Source organism: Marinobacter flavimaris, from assembly GCF_002933295.1.
Lineage (GTDB): Bacteria > Pseudomonadota > Gammaproteobacteria > Pseudomonadales > Oleiphilaceae > Marinobacter > Marinobacter flavimaris.
This window is the reverse complement of sequence record NZ_PSSW01000002.1, coordinates 409,911-425,158: the sequence shown is the minus strand read 5'-3', so window position 1 is coordinate 425,158 and position 15,248 is coordinate 409,911. Positions and strand designations below refer to the sequence as shown.

Genomic DNA, 15,248 nt, shown 5'->3' with positions numbered 1-15,248 from the left:
ATGGACTGGATTTCACCGCGATCTCTCAAGAGGCTCGGGATGCTCAATATGAACCGGAGAAATGTCGACTACATTTCCCGGTACAATGAGCGCTCGTCGTACCCTCTGGTGGACAACAAGCTGAAGACCAAGCTGGTGGTTGCCGAATACGGGGTAAAAACGCCCAAGCTGCTTCAGATTGTCCGCCAACAGCATGAAATATCCCACTTCCGGGAGATGGCTGAAGACCTTGAGGGCTTTGCGATAAAACCGGCGAAGGGGTCTGGCGGCAAAGGCATTACGGTGATTACCGGGCGCGATGGTGATGATTACATAAAGGCTTCCGGTTCCCGTGTCGATTCTTCATTCCTTGAGCGTCACCTGACCAATATTCTGGCCGGCCTCTACTCTCTTGCAGGCACTCCGGACGTTGCGATTGTCGAGAACCTGGTGGAATCCGCTCCTTCACTGGCAAAGTATTCGCATCAGGGTGTGCCCGACATCCGTATTGTGGTGTTCCAGGGTTACCCGGTGATGGCCATGCTGAGATTGGCTACAACCGCATCGGACGGTAAAGCCAATCTTCATCAGGGAGCCGTAGGCGTCGGTCTTGATATCGGGTCTGGTCGAAGTCTGAACGCAGTTCAGTTCAACCGTCCCATTACACTTCACCCGGATACCGGTCTTGCTCTGGAAAACATCCAGATTGAAGCCTGGGACGAGATGCTGGAAATGGCCTCTCGTTGCTACGAGGCGACCGGACTCGGCTACATGGGGGTTGATCTGGTGGTCGACGCCAACGAAGGGCCGTTACTACTGGAGCTGAACGCACGCCCCGGACTCGCCATTCAGATGGCAAACGGTCGGGGGCTGCTGCCCCGCCTGCGAGCCATCGAAGCGCTGAAACGCCCACACTTCACACCACTGGAGCGTTCCCGTTTCGCCATGGACACGTTCGCCAGTTTCTGAGTGCTTCCAGACATAAAAAAACCGGGGCCAAAGCCCCGGTTTTTTATTTTCACAGCGCTCTTAGGTGAGCTCGCCCCTGGCAATCAGGAGTTGCCGCTCGTGACTGAGGCCTTTCAGAAGCCCCCACGTCATGATCAACAGAACCACCGTAAAGGGCAGGCCAGCACTGATTGCTGTCGCCTGAATCGCGCCAAGTGCATCTTCACCGCCACCAAAGATCAAGGCCGCAGCAATGGCACCCTCAGCAACTACCCAGAACACACGCTGAGCGGTCGGAGCGTCGGTCTTGCCGCCGGCTGTGATGCTGTCGATAACCAGCGAGCCGGAATCCGAAGATGTTACGAAGAACACCAGCACCAGAATAATGCCCACGAACGACAGGATCCCGGTCAGCGGCAGATTTGCAAACATCTGGAAGGTCGCAAGAGACACTTCAGTCAAGCCGTTCTCTGCCAGCTCACCAACACCCTGCTGGATCTGTTCGATAGCAGCGCCACCGAAAGCACTCATCCAGACAACCGTGATAACGGTCGGAACAATCAGCACTGCAGTCACAAATTCACGAACAGTACGTCCCTTGGAAACACGGGCAATAAACATACCTACGAACGGTGACCAGGAAATCCACCAGGCCCAGTAGAACACAGTCCAGCCCTGGAACCAGGCTTCATCTTCACGACCAAACGGGTTACTGAGCTGCACAGCGTTACCAACATAGTTGGAAGAGGTAACCCACAGGGTCTCCAGAATGGTCATGGTTGGACCGGCGAAGATAACGAACAACAGCAAGACGGCGGCTACGCCCATGTTGATGTTACTCAGGACCTTCACCCCTCCGTCGAGGCCCCTGAGCACTGAGATCAGCGCCAGTGCTGTAACCCCGACAATGATCGCCATCTGGACATTGATTCCAGCGCCGATGCCAAACAGGTAATTGAGGCCGGAAGCTGCCTGCTGCGCACCAAAACCGAGGGAGGTCGCAAGACCAAAGATGGTGGCTACAACCGCCAGAACATCGATAATGTGGCCAGGCCAGCCCCACACTTTATCTCTCAGCAGAGGGAAGAAAGCAGAGCGGATGGTCAGCGGCATGTTTTTGTTAAACGCAAAAAATGCCAGGGAGAGCGCTACGATTGCATAGATGCCCCAGGGGTGCAGACCCCAGTGGTACATAGTCGCGCCCATCGCAAGATTGCGGGCTTCATTCGTACCCGCCTCTACGTTCAGTGGTGTCTCATACCATCCTGTGTAGTAAGCCACCGGCTCGGCAACGGCCCAGAACATGAGACCAATACCCATGCCAGCCGCGAAAAGCATGCAGAACCACGAAATTGTAGAGAACTCAGGTTTGCAATCCTGGCCGCCTATACGGATCTTGCCCATTGGCAGGAAGATCAACGCCAGGCACACAACCACGAAAATATTGGCACTGATCAGGAAAAACCAGTCAAACGTCGCGATAATGTCCCACTTTGTTCCATCGAGAAGCTCCTTCGCTTCCCCTGGGAACATCAGGGTTCCTATCACGAACGCAAAAACCAGTATCGCCGTAATCGGAAATACCGGTGCGTGGAGATCCAGCCCGAACGGTGTGATATTGTCCTGGCCGGCCACGTAGTCCGTCGAATATTCGTCTTTAACTACCTCGCCCACGTTATGGCGCCTCCTGAGTTGGTAAGTCGTTTATTCAGAATCGGAGTTCAAACATTACAAGAGCGTTATCATAATGTTTTGAGTTCAAAACATCAAAACTACAATTATTACCGCCGCCTTGATATTTATCATAGACCATGATCGACAACGGACCAGCCAAAGTCCGGACCAATCGCGGCAGAACTCCGCTTCGTAGAACTAAACTCTTCTTTATCCGGTAAGCCGGTCGAGCCGGTTTTGTGAGACAACCAGAGGATTCCATGGAAAAAACCAAGACCTTTCCGCTTCGCTATTCGGCCTACGGGCTCAGCATCATCGGCTTTTTCGTCTCTTTCGGACTGGTCATGTTCGCAGGCGTAAGTTTGGCGTTTCCGCTGATCTTTGGTGCCTTCGCAGCCCTTGGCACCTACGACCTGCTGCAAAGACGGCACACGGTCAGCCGGAATTACCCGATCATGGCCAACTTCCGGTACCTGCTCGAATCCGTCGGGCCAGAAATCCGCCAGTATTTTATCCAGTCAGACACCGAGGAGCGCCCCTTCTCTCGGGAGCAACGCACGATCGTCTATCAGCGAGCCAAGAATGTCCTCGACAAACGCCCTTTTGGCTCCCAACTCGGGATGTATGACGAGGGATTCGAGTGGATGAACCATTCACTCGCTCCCACCCGCCTCGACAGCAGTGACTTCCGGATTCTGATCGGCAGGAACTGTGATAAACCCTACAACGCCAGTGTGTTCAATATTTCCGCAATGAGCTTTGGCTCGCTTTCCGCCAACGCCATCCTGAGCCTGAATACCGGTGCCAGAATGGGCGGTTTCTATCATGACACCGGAGAAGGCTCCATCTCCCGATACCACCGACAGCCAGGTGGCGATCTGGTCTGGGAGATCGGCTCAGGGTACTTCGGCTGTCGCCACAAAGACGGTTCGTTCAACGAAGATATGTTTCGGCAGAACGCCACGATTGAACAGGTCAAAATGATAGAACTCAAACTATCTCAGGGTGCGAAACCGGGCCACGGCGGAATTTTGCCGGGTGCCAAGGTGACTCCCGAGATCGCCGAAGCCCGGGGCGTTTCGGTGGGTGAGGATTGCGTTTCTCCCGCCAGTCATTCGGCGTTCTCAACCCCCATCGAGATGCTTGAGTTCATTGACCGTCTGCGTGAACTGTCTGGCGGCAAGCCCGTCGGCTTCAAGCTTGCCATTGGCCACCCCTGGGAGTGGTTCGCCATCGTCAAAGCCATGCTGGAAACCGGTCGAAAACCTGATTTCATCGTCGTCGACGGAGGTGAAGGCGGCACAGGAGCCGCTCCACTGGAGTTTATCAACCGCCTTGGCATGCCCATGACTGAGGCACTTCTGCTGGTTCACAACACACTGGTCGGCACCCATTTGCGGGAAGACATCGCCATTGGCGCAGCGGGCAAGATCACCTCGGCCTTCAACATAGCCCGAACTCTGGCCCTTGGTGCGGACTGGTGCAACGCGGCCCGTGGCTACATGTTCTCCCTGGGCTGCATACAGGCGCTCAGTTGCCACACAGGGCGCTGTCCGAGCGGCGTGGCCACCCAGGACTCCAGGCGCGGCAACAAGCTCGACGTAGAGCTCAAGAGCCAGCGGGTGTACAACTACCATAAGAATACTCTGGACGCGCTGCAAAACCTGCTTGAGGCTTCCGGGCTCAAGCATCCATCCGAGCTTGGTCCGGAACACGTTGTCCGGCGGGTGTCTAAAACCGAAGTTCACTCTTACATGGACCTTTTCCCGTTCCTTGAGCCGGGGGCCCTGTTGGAGGGAAAAACAGACCTGACTGTGTTCGATAAGTACTGGGAATCAGCCCGGGCGGACACCTTCGAACCACCGGAATTCATCCTCAAACTTCGGGAGACCAAGCTACGCTAAAAATTGCGATCAAAATCGCCGTCGGATGTTTATTTTTTCCATGGGCTCGTGTAGACTTCGCTCCCGCTAAGCCACTGAGAATACTCTCAAGTTTCGATGTGGCAAAGAGCGAATCGGGGCGTAGCGCAGCTTGGTAGCGCACTTGCATGGGGTGCAAGGGGTCGTAGGTTCAAATCCTACCGTCCCGACCAGATTCCGACAAAAAGCCCGGGCCGAAAGGTCCGGGCTTTTTGTTTTTGCGGACTATGCAGAATCGACACAGCAAACCGAAGCAGCAGCCGGCAAACACTCCGAAGATGTGGGCGTCTGCAACAACCCTTTGATCTGTCATGGCCATCAAGGTCAATGGTCCGTAGAGACTGTCCAGTGCAGCCTTGAGCAAAACCAGGGCAAGCACAAGCGTCAGTGGTGATTTGAACTCACCGATCTTGACCACTAACCCGAGAGACAGCATTCCATAGAGCAAACCAGATAGTCCGACGTACCAATCAACCTCTTTCGCAACTACCTTCAAACCCACCGTGATTGAAACGGACAATAGAACGATCAATAGTAACCACTGGTCCGCATTGAGCGCCCTGCCAACAAGCGACCACAGTAACCAGAGTCCGGAGAGATTCAACAAGAGATGCGGCCAGTCAAGGTGGACGAAATGGGCCGATATCAATCGCCAGATCTCGCCACTCTGATGGAAATCATTCCGGTATTGTAAAAAAGAAGAGGCTTCAGGCTGGAATACGGCAACAACAAGCGCAATTACGCTCATTGTTGCCGGGACCCCGCAGTTGTATCGGTTCTCGCCGAAAACCCTGTTACCGGCCACTATTCACTCGGCGAAGACGACTGCGATAGATCAAGCCAGCCGACAAGGCTACCAATAACAACAAGAAGGGATCGAAACGGCCGCCACCGCCGCCGCCACTGGCCGTAGTGCTCTCAGTCTCGCCCTGAATGCCACCAGGGTCCTTTATGCGTTGATTGGCAAAGCCGTCTGCATCGTTCGGGCCACCATCTTCGATGAATAACATCGCGCACCAGTCACCCTGGTTCAGGCCAGGCCTGTAATCGCCGGATTTAGGCGGGGGACAGAAGCCCTCTTCCCCGGGGGCCGAGTAAACAGCATTTCTATCATTTTCGATAAACGCATTCCAGGCCATCGTCTCTGCCGAATATTTTCTGTAGACAGCACGTTTTGGAATGACTGCAAGCTGCGGCAAGACGACATAAGCCGAGTCGGATGGTTGCGCCAGACCACTCACCGTAAAATCGAAAATGCCGCCCGGGAACTGCTCCGAACGTTCGCCCTCCTCCAGTGGAGGCAATGAGAACGCCAGAGCAACGTCATCCACATCCACGATGGCTCTGTTCTTCTTCGACGATAGCGCGGTATAGCCGAGCGAAAGTGTCAGGCCCGGCTCTGTTTCGATCAGGTATTCATCGCTCGCAGAAGCCATGGCGCGGATCAGGTTTTCCGGCTCCAGGTCATCAAGGTAATCGGGGATGCCATCGCCGTCAGTGTCAACGAAGCCTTCAATATCGTCAGTGATACCGTCACCATCCGAATCCAGCGACGTGAGCAAAGGGGCTTCGCTCAGCACCGCTATCACTAAATCATTACGGCTCTCTGCAAGCGAGCTGTCTCTGACGCTCACGGCAACGGTGTAGAACCCGGGCGACAGGTTACCCGGATCAAATACGAACTGGCCGTCAGAACTGTCACCGTCCGTCTCTAGCAACTGACTGTCACTGAAGGACCAGTCATAGCTATGGATATCGCCGGGATCCGGATCGCTGACTAGGGCATTCACGGTAACTGGGCCTCCGTCAGTCACTACCAGCCTCGTTTGACCCTGTCCCTGATCGGCAACCATCTCTACGGAAGGAGCAATGTTCTGGTCACTTATTTGTGCTGTGTAGACGGTTTTCTCGCCAAGCACTACGTTAGCAGAGGCACCCATGGTCACTACGATGGTTTCCTGGGTCTCACCGCCATCAGCGTCATCGATCACCTGAAAGTTAACACTGCCCCGAAGCCCGCTCTGTATCAGAATCTCTCCATTGGCAAGGGTATGGTCCACTCCGCCGCCGACTGCCGTGCCAGCGACCGTGTAGGGAATCGAAACGGGATAGATCGCGGCCGGTCCGTTCAGCTCGGCAACCAATTCCACACTGCTGCCTTCAGCCACCACCGCATCGGTATGGAAGTTGACGATAGGTTTGACAATCACGAGCTGGGTTTCCGTCGCCACGTTTCCGGATTTGTCACTGGCTTTCCATTCCACAAAATGAGCACCAGGAGGCATTTGTGGTCTGGCATCGTTAGTCGCTGTGATGGCCCCATCCAGCGCATCAAAGGCAGTCGCTTCACCAAGATCGACCCGGGTGAAGAGACCGGTAGCTGGAACCTCAATATCGTTGGGCGGAATCAGAAGAGGTGGTTCATCATCTGCGTTGAGATCCCGACCCGCCAGGTACTCGTCCAGGTTGTTAACGCCGTCGCCGTCTGCATCAAGAAGTGCGTCGGATGGATCAAAAGGGTTCAGTCCGGCGGCGACTTCCGCTACGTCTGAAATACCATCCCCATCAGTGTCCTGACTGTTGGGATCGGGGCCATCGATGATATCGACGCCTCTGAGGGCGAGGTTCAACTCCACCGACGTGCCCCGGTCATCGACCACAACCTCTGTTGCGGCAGACCGTGAAGTACCCATCTGATAACGAACCGTAAGCACATCGCCCTTGCGCAGAAAGCCGTCGCGCCGTTCGTCAATTACGTCCAGTGGCACCGAAAGGACATAGCGATCCTGTGCAGCGGGATCCTCGCCCATGACGTAGCGATCAATGATCTGGCCCTGGTACTCAAGAAGCAGGGACACATTCTTGTCAGCCGCCGTCACTGGAGTGCCATCGACGGTCACGGTTCCATAGAGAAGATTGTCAGGCTCGGGGATCGCTGCCATCGCAGAGTGGGCGACCAACATCATTGGCACAAGACCTGACGATACAGCTCTGAAAACACTTGTATTTTTCATGCTGATCACCTTAGTTCCCTGAGTAGCCGTAAGTCTGGAAGTGCAACTTGATGTCTGAGATGCCGTTGCCATCACGTGTGCCTTCCGGTGTGAGCTGTCCATGAATCAGACGATCCAGGCCTTCATCAGGCAGGTAATTGAGGGTGCCTCCCGGAATCACCAACATCCAGTCCGTATTCCAGACCGACCGTCCCACCAGGCGCGTATCACTGGCAGTCTGGGCGGGATCATATTCGCCACTGTCGTGATAGGCGCGGTAGCTTGAGGACCGGCGGATATCCGCATAAGTGCCACTGAGGGAGTCATTGATTGGAATCCACTCGGGATTGGTCAGATCCGATGCGCCTATCGGGAAGGGTTCAGGCAACCGTTGGTCCACCACCCGCCATTCCCGGGTCGCAAGCGTGTCGCCAGTGGGCGAGCGCATAATATCCATGCCCACGGGAAGCAGGTAGACGCGAGGCGTATTAGACAAGCCGGTTTCGTTGTAGCCTTCGAACCAGGTGCCTACGGCCCGTACCTTGGTCGCGAAATTCGTTGGATCATAGGCGCTGTCGCCTGCCCCCAGTTCCCGACCAAAGAAGTTGAGCCCAAAATTCACGGTTGTCGGGAAGCGAATCACCAGGCCTGGCTGGGGCCCCGCACTTTCCGGGGCAAAGGGCCTGGCATAGCGACGGAACTCGGGAATATCCCAAAGGTTATCAACCCGGCTCTCTTCAAGCTTTTGACGCCATTCCTGATTGGTCTGCAACCTGACAAGTTCACTGTTCGGATCGTCGGGGTCAAGACGCTTGCGGAATAACTCGTAGCGTAGCGAGAACCGGTTGGTTTCCACCTGCGGGTTGTTGAAGCCCAATTGGCCACGGTAGACATCGAAATTCTGGGTCAGTCGTGCCAGAACATCTGCAAGGCCGGGTGTGCCGGCAATAGGCACACCATCGATGACCTGCCCCAGCCCGCGCTGCCTCACGATACCCGCCAGGAACTTGCGGCCTGAACCGGCATCATCACCGAGCAGATTGGTTTCGTAATCGTAGGCGGTTGCTGCCAGATAGACATAGCGCGCAGCCAGATCAAACTGGGCACGGTATTTCTGCAGGGCATCATTGCGGAAGATCCGGAACGTGAGGTCACTGTAACGGTTGGCCTGAACATCACCAGCGGTAAATACCCGGAACGAGCGGCGCTCTTCCAGCAGGCGCTGACCCTCGGCGAGGACTTCGTAATAGCTGCCAAGGCTCTGGTTTACCACCTCGGCCTGGGTAAACAGCTCTAATCGCAGCAGTGCCTCTTCGCGCCAGAGTTGTTCCAACTCTTTTATTCTATCGACAAGTGCAACATTGGTTGTGTCGGCGGAAAGGGCTATATCCGTCTGTAATTCAACGGCTTCTTTACCGATATCCAAAGTAAATTCAGTCAGTTCAGCACCAGATGCCAAGACATTAAATGTATTAGTAGCAGCTACTTCGATACCTTTAACTGTTCCTCGAACCGCACTGAAAACATCGTTTGAGAAACCGACCGTTGTGGGAATGGCCGTTCCTGCGGCATCGGCACCATCGCTGATTGCCTGTGCTGCGAGATTAGCGGTCAGGTTAGCTGCTTTCGCTACGACAAGTGCAGCGTCAAGGCTATAAATCTGGTTCGCCTTTTTCTGCAAAATCTCTATTTCATCCAAATTCAATTGGTATTCGGCTTTAACAAGGTCAGCGGCATCCGTCACTTCAAGCAGCAGGAGTTCATGCTCTTTAGCCGCTCTTTGGAGTTGCGCTTGAGCCTGCAAAACTTCCGATATCGCGTTTTGAACGCGGCCGGGAGCCCGACGCTTGCCCCAGCTTGCCGGAGCAACAAACTGCCAGTCGGCGCCTTGGGCGACGGGATAATCGACCTGCAATGTGTCCCCAACGTTTTCATAAGCGCCAGTGAGCCCATCACCCGGAAACACAAATCCTTCGCTCCCTCCAAAGGTAATCCCGGAATAGAAGCCTGTGAAAGAGCCGTCCGGGGGCGGCAACTCCCCGGTTAATTCGGTACTGACGTACATATAATGGTAGAGATCCGGCCCTGCGTAGCCCGACGGATAGGTTTTGCCGCCACCAATATCACCAGCGTAGGGATAACCGAATATTTCAATCAGACGGTTCCGGTAGTCTCTCTCTTGCTGAATCACGGAATTATTCAGCTCATCCGCGTCGTCTTGCACCGAGCGAACAGACTGCGTTTGCTGGTTAGCAAAGTTGAAGACCTCTACGGCGTTATCCAGAGCTATCTGTGCCCGTTGCGCTATCTGGTCAAAATGGCTTTCTCCCTGAATACCCGAGCCGACCTCAAGAAAGTTCGGATCAATATCGAAAGGCACAACGCCCTTGGCCAAACCCAAAGGATTCAACCCGGCGTCGGCCTGGTCGAGCTGTGCCTGGACTGCCCCATATTGATCTACAATCTGGGAAAGCTCCACGACGGTTGTGCGGTCAACCTTTTCGATCCCCTGGTTGAGCTCGTCCACCGCCGGGAGAATGGCGTTGGCGGTCAGCCAGTCAAAATACGCACCCTGCCCGGCACGACGACCCCAACCATCCAGACCCCAGGCCCGATCATTTTTATCTGCAGTGTCCTTATAGCCTTGCCATTGCCCAGACGGTGCCTCCACATATTTCTCGCGATAGGTGAGATTAATAATCTCCGAGCCTGCTTTTGCTTTGGCGGCAGCAGCCTGGGCAAACTTCCGTTCGTCCAGGTAGTCGACCTCAATTGGCACACCTGCCACCAGGACAGACTCGGCTCTGGGTTTCCAGGTGAAGTTCGGTTCTTGCAACAGAATGTACCGGCTCTTAACGGAACTGAGGTAATGCCCCCATGCATCCCCATGTCCTTGCGGGTAGAGAGTCCGGGCATCGGTCTCCGTAATGAATCCGTCCTTGTTCTGATCGGTTATCCGGTAATTCTGCACGTAGGCGACTTCGCCATTGCCTTGGGTAAAGTTCCAGAACAGGCGGTTATGGACCGGGTAGCCGGAGACACCCGCTCGACTATCATCACGCCCCCGTAACAGAACAAGTTCCTCTTCCAACGGCGATTGGAGTTGGTTCTTGAATGCAAAGAGCGAGGAAGCGACGCTGCCCAGCTCGCTGTCTGCCTCAAGACCAATTGTCGGATCCTGCGCATCTGCATAAGCTTCGTTGCCAAGCAGCATGTACAGATCGGCAATTCTGGTCGCCACGTTCAGCAACTGGGTATTCGCGGCGATATCGTCAAACCCGGCGTTAATACTGAGGTCCTTACCACGCTCCAACACCGTCTGATATGCCTCAATGATTCCTACACCATTCACTACTTCCGGGTCTGGGTTAAAGGGGATTGGGCCGGCATAGGGCTCGCCAGCCTGCGCGATCATGCTTGTCAGCGTGTTCACCTCCGCCTCACGGAAATCACTGACGCGCTGATCAAATGGATTCAATCCGGCAATAACCCGTTTTATCCATCCTGTGGCGAGCATGCCTTTTGCCAGAACCGTTGAGTCAGAAGACGGCGCGGAAGGGTCGTAACTTGGATCTCCTGCCCAAGCGCTTGGGATCATATCGTTACCGTATTCGGTACCGCCGAGGTTTGTGTAACGTGTGATAAACCAGTTGTCACTCAGCGTCAGGAGGCCTGGGCCTTCAATGGTTATATCCAACGCACCTGGGCCCGAGTCCGGATGGATTTTCCAGGGTGAAACAGGATCGCCAGGTACCGGCGGTGAATCAGGTTGTCCGTTGGTATCAGGCTGGTAGTACCATTCGAAATCAACCAGATCCGGATCTCCGGCAAAATCGCCGCTGTGCCGCAGCGTAAGTGCCTCCTCAAAAATGTTATCGGAAGGCACAACCCAGATATTGCCCTGGTATACGCCATTGCTATTATCCATCCGCAAGACCTGCAGACTGACGGGCAATGAGCCAAGGCTGGGATCATTATTAAACGCGACTGTCACGTAGCCTGCGCCAGTCGGGCGCCCTGCGGTCAATGCCATAGGGGTGCCCAGCAAAGCCTGGGGTTCCGCCACTGTATTGTCTTCCACCTTTACGACGAACTGGGTTGGCGGAAGCACAAAAGCAGGATCATCGAGGCGATCATCCCGTTTGTTGTTATCGGCGTCAGCGAAATTGTCTGCGATTCCGTCTCCGTCCTCGTCAATGCCTTGCCCCAGGTATTGCGGCTGGACGCCGACCAGATACGCTTCATCTGGAGCATCCTGCGGATCGCCGTCCAGATTGAGCCCGTTCGGATTTCGAGAGAGGTGATAAAGCTGGTTAACGGCATCAGAAAACGCCTGATCTGCACCCGGTAGGGACAGAATTCGATCACGCTCCCGAGTCGTCATTATATTGGGGAGCAACTGAGGATCACCGATCTGGCTGTCATCGAACCAACCCCTGAAGCTCAGGGTTCTGTTGATCGGGTCGTAGCTGAGACGGGTTCGAATTACGAAGGGAAGATCACTGAAATAGGTGATTCCACCTTGCGAAAGGGTCGCAAGTTGACCACTTAACGCCTCCAACGGAACCGAACGATCGCTAATCGGATCCATCAGCTTCACGAGCGAACCCGAAGGCGCCGCATTAACGGTTTCCAGCGTTTCATCATAGATGATCTGCGCCGCTGCTTGGCCATTGATCTGAGGGAGGAAACATCTTTCCGGCGACGGAGAGGAGCATGATGCTTCTTTTGAAGAGAACACCGTCTCGCCGGGCGCCATGACTGGAACTGTGTCCGGCCATTTAAACTCGTACCGAACATTCACTGGTGTTCCTGCTGCAGTGCTTTCCGGAGTATTGGCTAGACGATCCAGCCACGGTACACAACTAGCGGACTCTTGATCAGGTTCTCCGTCGTTGTTCAGGTCATAGTAAAACTCGTTCTGTAGACTGTAGTAGTACTGAGCCGTCACTTGTCCTTCGGCGCGAGCCCAGAAGCTGCCCTTGTGGTCTTCCCAACCGGCCTGATTAACATCCGTAATGGAGTTCTCTTCGCAAACACCAAACGCCAGTATGGGTTTCGGCAACTGGAGGAGATTCCCGGCCGTCAATGTGTAAAGCCCATTATTTGCGTAGATTGGATTTGCGGCTGCTGGGCCAAAAGGGGCATCGGCCGTTCGCGCTTCAATGCGGTAAACCTGAAATGCCCAACGACTTGTGCTCGAATCAAGGTACTTCAAAATCGTATAGGGTTCAGAGGCGTACAACGTATTGTTATCGGCAATGACTTGGTTCAGGTCATTGCGCAGGGCAAACACCGTATTTTCGAGTAACAACGCGTGTTCTTCGTTGGCATTAAAGCCGGGAAGCTCTGGGACAGTCTGGTTGTAGATCGAAGCATTGGTATAGTTTGGCGGTAGCGCGCCTGAACCCTGCTGGTCCGCAATTACAAGACTCTTGGCATCCCCCTGAGCAGTCCCGACCTGTGGCCATTGGCAGGCATATCGAACCGGAGCATCAGCCCAGCTTTGACCCAATGCATTTTCACGGTACCAGACTACCGCCATCGCGTTGTCGATAGCGCTGCTTCTATTGACTGGGAAGATTGGCCCAATGCCTGTTGTTCGGCTATGAAGCCCGGCATCGTAACGAGCGGTCTCGAAAACAATATGGCCGTTTCGCGTTGAATCTTCATGTAAGTTGCTTGTCAAAGCCGATCCAATCCGGCAATCACTACTGGTCTGGAGAGAACCCGAATCGTCCCAAGGCTTCGTATACACCACCTGAAATACCGGTGATTGAGTCTGGATGTCTACCTCTTCGTCAGGTGTATTGGTAGCCACGTAATGCAAGACGACATAATCAGACTGACTGCCGACTGGCTCTGAGCGGCTAAAGTTACCGTCCGAGACCAGGCCAAGGCTGCTCGGTGGATAGGCAACGCGAGCGAATCGCATGGGTAAATTCGGATTGTTTGGTTGATGCACAGGCTCCAAAACGGCCTTTGTATCGGCGATATGGGTCTGGATAAGATCAACAGGCGGCAAAACAGGCTCGACGATAATCCTGGTGGTGTTTTTATCAGGGTTATCGGGGTCCAATTCAGTTGAAGTCCGCCATTGCAGCGTTAGCAAACCCGGAGGTTCGCCGATGATATACAGCGTGGAATCGGCTGCACTCCAAAAGGTGTAATCTCCGGCGTCGGTGGCAACTTCACCGTTGATGAGAACTGTTGGCGCTTCAACCAGTGCGTTGTCTGGAGGGGTAATTCCTTGGCCAATGATTTGATCAACAGGTATTAACCAGTTACCGCCTGCTGCATCCAACAGACCGAGAAAAACATCTTCTGGACCCGAGACGGGACTAGTCGGTGCTTCAGTAGGAAAACCCGAAGATACCAGTTCCTCTGATGCGAAAACCGCAGAACCTGTTAGCGCGGAAGCAACTGACAGGGTAACGCCATTATCACTCAGAGCTACCCTGGAATTGAGGCTATCGGTTGTAACATCATAATGACCGATCGGTCGTGATATCGAGTTGACCCACCGCCAGGTTTCATCCGGCCCCAGTTTGGCCACGAATATTGAAGGTTGTATCGCTTCAGCCAACGGGCCGTATCCGATAAGACTGGGGGTTCCAGTATAAATTCCCGAGTAATAGACATTACCCGAGTCGTCAGACTCAATCGAAACACCCTGATCTCCGTATGAGCCATAATAGATGTCCGCGAAGCTTCCGGTTTCAAATCCCTGCTCTGATACCGTCACTCCTGTAGCTGCACTGATCCGACGGACGCGTTTGGACGCATGATAGACGTCCGTATCAGTAACAGTGATGTCCGTTTGTGTTTGCAGTGAGCCCGGTCCATCCCAAACCCATCGGCAGTCCAGCGAATAGGTAGTGGTGCTCTGAGGGTCGTTGGGATTGCCGTTTTGTATAACCTCCTGAACTCGGGCGACTAGATTGCTTGCCGAGGTCGCGTTCCCGCACACAGAGGTAATACCGAATATACTGAAGTCAATGTATAGATCACTGGATCCATCACCACGGGGTTCTGCTATAATCTTGTTGGCCGAGATGAATTGACTGGCACCGGCGGTGCCTGTCACGCTGTCGACTGCGAGGCTCCATACCTCATCACCGCTGCTCCTCGATAAACGCGATAGCTTGAGAATGTCCTGGCTCTGGCGTTCTTGAGACGCCACATAGATTCCGTTGCCACCTTTGGGAACGGTCAACTTTACGCCAACCTGATCGTAGCTCCTTGCCCAGTTCCAGCCGCCGGATGAATTGAGTTTTGCTATGAATGACTTGTTCGCGGCAATATCCACTCCGGCGATCGTTGCCGAGCCAGCGGAATTAAGCCCTCCGGAGATGTAAACGCTATCAGAGGCATCGATTTCCAGGCTTTCCGGGAAAATGATCGCAGCACTGTTAACAACTTTGGCCCAAACCAAATCGCCTTGGCTGGAATACTTTGCGACATACAGATTTTCCGGTGAATCACCAATAAATGTTTCGAGATTTCCCTCTGAATTAACAAACTCGATCGTGCCATTGAAAGAACCCAGCGTGACGCTGTTTCCTCTGGAATCAACTGCAATGTCATACAGGCGTTGCTGCCCACTTCCCCCGAACTGTGCCGGCCAATTGGCAAATACCGGACTCGCGAAAAGGCATCCCAGCATTACAGCAATCAGGGAAAGCATCAAAGAACGTCGGAACACGTAGTAATGGTGTTTGTTTTCCATGAC

6 protein-coding genes and 1 tRNA gene are annotated in these 15,248 nt (G+C 54.2%); 3 read left to right on the top strand and 4 right to left on the bottom strand.

The window, feature by feature from the left end:
* Entirely contained in the window at positions 1–948 is a 948-nt protein-coding gene (locus MDHKLMBL_RS05570; protein WP_041645124.1) for an alpha-L-glutamate ligase-like protein, read from the top strand.
* A gap of 60 nt (positions 949–1,008) precedes the next feature.
* Here the strand turns inward: MDHKLMBL_RS05570 and MDHKLMBL_RS05565 are convergent, their stop codons facing one another.
* On the bottom strand, positions 1,009–2,601 hold the full coding sequence (locus MDHKLMBL_RS05565) for a BCCT family transporter (RefSeq protein ID WP_014576596.1): 1,593 nt from the start codon (positions 2,599–2,601) through the stop codon (positions 1,009–1,011).
* 260 nt (positions 2,602–2,861) lie between these two features.
* On the opposite strand from MDHKLMBL_RS05565, the gene MDHKLMBL_RS05560 reads away from it, so the two are divergent.
* Together MDHKLMBL_RS05560 and MDHKLMBL_RS05555 are read left to right on the top strand one after the other, a co-directional pair.
* Entirely contained in the window at positions 2,862–4,505 is a 1,644-nt protein-coding gene (locus MDHKLMBL_RS05560; RefSeq protein ID WP_104270303.1) for an FMN-binding glutamate synthase family protein, read from the top strand.
* A 114-nt stretch (positions 4,506–4,619) separates the two neighbouring features.
* Positions 4,620–4,696, top strand: a tRNA-Pro gene (locus MDHKLMBL_RS05555).
* Here MDHKLMBL_RS05555 and rrtA read toward each other — a convergent pair.
* Genes rrtA through MDHKLMBL_RS05540 form a run of 3 tightly spaced genes read right to left on the bottom strand, consistent with a single transcriptional unit; the run spans position 4,675 to position 15,245 of the window.
* Positions 4,675–5,271 (bottom strand): rhombosortase, encoded by a 597-nt coding sequence (gene rrtA, locus MDHKLMBL_RS05550; RefSeq protein ID WP_104270302.1) that lies wholly within the window; start codon positions 5,269–5,271, stop codon positions 4,675–4,677. The two genes, MDHKLMBL_RS05555 and rrtA, sit on opposite strands and share 22 nt — an antisense overlap.
* A gap of 46 nt (positions 5,272–5,317) precedes the next feature.
* A complete protein-coding gene (locus MDHKLMBL_RS05545) occupies positions 5,318–7,537 on the bottom strand; it encodes a choice-of-anchor U domain-containing protein (RefSeq protein WP_146083404.1) in 2,220 nt (739 codons plus the stop codon).
* A gap of 10 nt (positions 7,538–7,547) precedes the next feature.
* Positions 7,548–15,245, bottom strand: a complete 7,698-nt coding sequence (locus tag MDHKLMBL_RS05540) for a hypothetical protein (RefSeq protein ID WP_104270300.1) — start codon at positions 15,243–15,245, stop codon at positions 7,548–7,550.
* Positions 15,246–15,248: the final 3 nt, after the last annotated feature.

Bases quoted from the DNA above. Each gene is read 5' to 3' on its own strand.
- MDHKLMBL_RS05570 (WP_041645124.1), top strand. From the start codon at position 1: ATGGACTGGATTTCACCGCGATCTCTCAAGAGGCTCGGGATGCTCAAT.
- MDHKLMBL_RS05560 (WP_104270303.1), top strand. From the start codon at position 2,862: ATGGAAAAAACCAAGACCTTTCCGCTTCGCTATTCGGCCTACGGGCTC.
- rrtA (WP_104270302.1), bottom strand. From the start codon at position 5,271: ATGAGCGTAATTGCGCTTGTTGTTGCCGTATTCCAGCCTGAAGCCTCT.
- MDHKLMBL_RS05545 (WP_146083404.1), bottom strand. From the start codon at position 7,537: ATGAAAAATACAAGTGTTTTCAGAGCTGTATCGTCAGGTCTTGTGCCA.
- MDHKLMBL_RS05540 (WP_104270300.1), bottom strand. From the start codon at position 15,245: ATGGAAAACAAACACCATTACTACGTGTTCCGACGTTCTTTGATGCTT.